3 protein-coding genes and 1 pseudogene are annotated in these 4,315 nt (G+C 52.1%); 2 read left to right on the top strand and 2 right to left on the bottom strand.

The genetic code is table 11. The annotated features are described in order from the left end of the window. Positions 1-101: 101 nt before the first annotated feature. Complete coding sequence (locus LC354_RS26500) at positions 102-653, top strand: MFS transporter (protein WP_223428948.1); 552 nt, start codon at positions 102-104, stop codon at positions 651-653. A gap of 256 nt (positions 654-909) precedes the next feature. Here the strand turns inward: LC354_RS26500 and LC354_RS26495 are convergent. Further along, a pseudogene (locus LC354_RS26495) lies at positions 910-1,245 on the bottom strand (transposase); the annotation flags it as partial. Between the two features lie 215 nt (positions 1,246-1,460). Next, entirely contained in the window at positions 1,461-2,762 is a 1,302-nt protein-coding gene (locus LC354_RS26490) for an adenylate/guanylate cyclase domain-containing protein (RefSeq protein ID WP_223428947.1), read from the bottom strand. Between the two features lie 395 nt (positions 2,763-3,157). Here LC354_RS26490 and LC354_RS26485 point away from each other — a divergent pair, with 395 nt between their 5' ends. Continuing rightward, positions 3,158-4,000 (top strand): class I SAM-dependent methyltransferase, encoded by an 843-nt coding sequence (locus LC354_RS26485; protein WP_223428946.1) that lies wholly within the window; start codon positions 3,158-3,160, stop codon positions 3,998-4,000. Positions 4,001-4,315: the final 315 nt, after the last annotated feature.

Genomic DNA, 4,315 nt, shown 5'->3' with positions numbered 1-4,315 from the left:
ACAATACATGAACATGGCCGATTATCAAGCCTTGAAGGACAACATCATGTGCTCCCGGATCAAACGGGATAAGCCTTACCGCATTCACTGACTGGAGCTTTTTGTGTCTGTTCTTTGGTTTCTTTGTCTGCGGCTTCCACGTCGCATTCATCGGCACACACTTGCCAGCCTATATCGCCGATCTTGGTTTGCCGATCATTGTTGGAGGATGGTCGCTTGCATTGATCGGACTTTTCAATATTGCAGGCTCATTCCTGGCCGGATGGAGCGGAGAAAACTTCTCTAAGAAAAATATGCTGGTGGGCATCTATCTTTCCCGCGCTGTTGTCATCACGATCTTTGTTCTGTCTCCAGTGTCAGCGGCGAATATCTATATCTTTTCAGCGGTCATGGGGATTTTATGGCTATCGACAGTTCCTCTTACCATGGGATTAGTCGCGCAAACTCAAGGTCTCACCTACTTATCGACCTTGGCTGGCCTCGTGTTTTTTAGCCATCAAGCGGGGAGTTTCGCCGGAGCATGGTTAGGTGGACGAATTTTTGATATCTATCAAAGCTACATTCCGATGTGGTGGGTCGCCATCCTGTTTGGAGTGCTTGCCGCGATCATCCACGCCCCAATCCGAGAGAACCGACAGCCGAAATATGCTTGATTTGATCCTTTGGGAGGTTTCCAGCTCAGCGAATTGCAAGTGCTGTTCAAATTTGGTCGGCGTGCCGCCACAGGCTCCGAAAATAGGCCGTCGCGCGGAGGTCGATTTCTCTGCAGCGGCGACAAGCAGACAAGTCCGCATAGAAGACCTTGGCGCAGCACGCGGCGAATGTAGGCTCTCCGCCGATTCTGTGGAAAAACTAACGTTTGCAAACGCAGAAATTGCTGTTCCAAATCCGGCGCGCGCGCCTTTCCTATCAGGCTTTGCGCGTTTGCTGCGGCGCAGGAAAGATCTTAGCCAGTTTGCGGAGGTTTTGGGCGGTGGCGGCGAGGAGGAATTCGTCATTTGCACCGCATGGGCCGCGTAATCGCAATCGTCCCAGCCCAAGGATGCGTTTGAGGTGCGCGAAGAGCATCTTAACTTTCTTTCTGAGCTTCATCGCGATCTGGTACTCTTCGGTCTTGGCCAGATCTCTTGCGACCTGGCGCGCATCTTCGTGCTCCTCGCGGGTGATCTTGCGCGCATCAGCGTTGGGGCAGCATTTTTGCTTGGACGGGCAGACCTGGCATCCGTCCTTCAAGGCGCGATCCCTCCAACAATACCGGGATTGAATCCGCAGTTCAGGCCGCAATCAAGGAAGAGTTTTTCAACAAAATAGAGCCCAAAGGGGACAATTGGATTGGCGGTTTCGATGTCTGCCCAGTGAGCTGTTGGCTTTGAATCCCAAGTCGGAAAGTAATTCCGAATATTAGATTTCATTTCTTGCAAAATAGTGTCAGGGAAGGACCTGCAAAGTGCGTCAGCAGATCAACGGCCATTGGAAAGAGCGAAAATCTGTTCGACCTTTTGTATTCCCTTCAGAGTCTTCGTACCCATTGGTTCAGCTTCCTCACCAAGCAATGCCGCCACAGGTGCGGTCAGTAGGATATCGCGTTTCAACAGCTTGCAAAGTCTTTCAACACGCGTGGCGATGTTTACGGCTTCACCAATTACGGTGAAGTCAAGACGTTTCGCTGATCCGATATTACCGAAAAACACGTCGCCCAGGTGGAGGCCGATTCCGGTCCGCAAAGCCCGCCATTGAGCTTGCTGACGCATGTTTTGATTGAGAGCTTCCAATCCCTCCACTGCCTCGCGTGCTGCTTTTGCGGCTGCCAGAGCGGCAGTTTCCGGGGAAGAAAAACCCCCAAGTGGAAAGACGGCGAGCATTCCGTCGCCGACAAACTTGAGCACATCCCCACCATTGCGAAGAACCGCGTCGGCCAACACTGAGAAATAGCTGTTCAACATATCGGCTACCGATTTATTGTCCCGTTTTTCGGATAAGCCAGAAAAGTCACGCATGTCGGAACTCCATACGATTGCACGAATAGAAATTCCTGTTCCCCGCTTGATCGTGCCCTTTACAACCCTTTCACCAGCCATGAGCCCCAGGTAGGTATGCGATATGTTCTGCGCGATACGGTTGGCAATATGTCGTTCAACCTGAAGAGCAAAAAAAACAAGCAATCGTGTTAAGGAATCTAACTGCGATTGAGTAAATCCGTTGGCTTGCAGGGTTGCCAGAGTAACCGCGTTGTGTTTCTCACCGCTGGCAGATAAAGGAATGGCGATATATTCGGAAAATCCCGCCGCAGCGAGTTCTGCCATTAAGTTGCTTTGTTTTTTGGTGGGTTTCTGTCGCAGCTGCACACGGACTGTTTCACCAAATTCAATGACCCGGAATATGGGATTTTTACGGAATTGATCGGATAGAAGTGTATCTTCTCCAATCTGAATTTCATCACAAAGCCCATCGAGGATGTTCCAGTGCCAAGCATAGCCGTAAGCTTGGGGGTGAACGGTGCCCACATTAAGAATCATACGGTCAACACCAAGTCCGGCGCGAGCGAGCCTACAGGCGAAACCTTCCACCAATACGTGAGCGCTGGCCGTTTTGCTAGCCGCCCCTAACAGCCAATGCTCGACTTCGTGTATTTTCAGGCTTTCCTGTTGATTCAACTCAAAAGTACGCCGATGAAGAAGCCTTACTCCAGGTGCGTAATTGCGTGGCGAAGGATCAATGTTGTGCCAAGTTCCTGGAACCGTAATTTCACCATCATCGACCATGGATACTCCTCAGTATCATTCGAGCAGTGTGTTTACCTTCCTCCAGCATTACAAGCAGACATAGCGGCAGGCAAGTTTGGCGACAGTCGAAGACTGACGCCATACGACAGCTGGATGCTCGCTATGAATGGCCGTGATCTATAATGGAGACGGAAGTCACGAAACGTGGTTTCCATTATTGCGGTCGTCAGTCTTATGTAACCACTTATATTCCAAATTCGGCGAGCCCGCAGCTCAGTCAAATGGCAGCTTTGTCCGCACTGCCGCCGCTCGTCTTCCGGCTCGGCGTTGATTTCGTGTGCAAACGCAGCGAAGGTCGGCAGTGAGCCCAATGTGCAAGATGCTGCGGGGAGCACGAATGTCTGCTATGCTGATTAAAACAGGGATAGAGTTTCATGGAAGCAAACAGAGCGCAGGCTGATTATTGGGCTTCTCCAGCAGGTCTGAAGTGGATTGAGCACGAACATGCGCTGGATACCGCGATGGCCGGTATGTTGCACATGATGCTCGATACGGCTGACATTGCCACAACAGACCGCATCATCGACATAGGGTGTGGAACCGGAGCAAGCACCCTTGAGGCCGCCCAACGCACCAGAAATGGCAAGGTTCTCGGAGTGGACATTTCTGATCCTCTTCTCGCACGCGCTGCCAGCAGGGCGAAGGCCATGGGTTTGCAGAACGCGTCGTTCCTTTTGGCCGATGCCCAAACACATGATTTTTCAGCCCAACCCTTCGATCTTCTGGTATCGCGATTGGGTATGAGTTTCTTTTCCGACACCGTTGCGGCGCTAAATAACCTGTCCAATGCACTGAACGATCATGGTAAAATGATCTTTGTTTGTTGGGCTTCGGTAGTAAAGAACCCTTGGTTTGATATCCCCAAAAAAGCGGCGGAGGAAAGATTGGGAGCTCAGCCGAAAGGGAACCCCGATGCACCCGGCCCAACCGCATTTCAAGACTGTGATCGAGTGGCTGATCTGATGACGCGGGCGGGCCTTTCGAATATCGAAGCACGTCCGGTAGACATTTTGCTCACACCTCCCGGAGGGGTGGCAGGTGCTGCGCGCGCTGCCAGTAAGGTCGGTCCTGCGGCTCGCATCATGAAAGCCTATTCAGGGACAGAAGCTGATGAGGCTGCGATTGAAAGCGCCGTTATGCTGGCCTTCGAGAAGTTTTCGGGGGGCGATACAATACAGGTTCCGGCTGTGGTGAACCTCTTCTCTTGCTCACGATGAAATGGTCATCGAAACCCTGAAGCTCGAAAGCTGTCCTTCAAAATCTTGTACTTTATGGCAGCTATGTCCGCTGTGTGTGAATTCGCCTCGCTCCTGATTTCACCGATGCAGCGAACGGCAGGTTTGACGGGCCGCATCGCAGCATACAACATGGTTTGCGAGCGGCAGCTTTGGGCCGATAATGTTCTTCAGACACCACCTTGTTCGGCCTCATCAAAGACCACCGCCGCCTGATCCACCCACGGCAATGCGGCACTTTCGGTAAGCTGCATGACCGTCACGGCCGCGACTTCCCGCTTATAGACCAGCCGCCTC

This window comes from Tateyamaria pelophila (assembly GCF_019966495.1).
GTDB classification, from domain to species: domain Bacteria; phylum Pseudomonadota; class Alphaproteobacteria; order Rhodobacterales; family Rhodobacteraceae; genus Tateyamaria; species Tateyamaria pelophila.
The sequence above is the reverse complement of the archived record's forward strand: the minus strand, read 5'-3'. Positions and strand labels throughout refer to the sequence as shown.

Excerpts from the sequence above, each read along its gene's own strand:
- LC354_RS26490 (WP_223428947.1), bottom strand. The coding sequence starts at position 2,762 with ATGGTCGATGATGGTGAAATTACGGTTCCAGGAACTTGGCACAACATT.
- LC354_RS26485 (WP_223428946.1), top strand. The coding sequence starts at position 3,158 with ATGGAAGCAAACAGAGCGCAGGCTGATTATTGGGCTTCTCCAGCAGGT.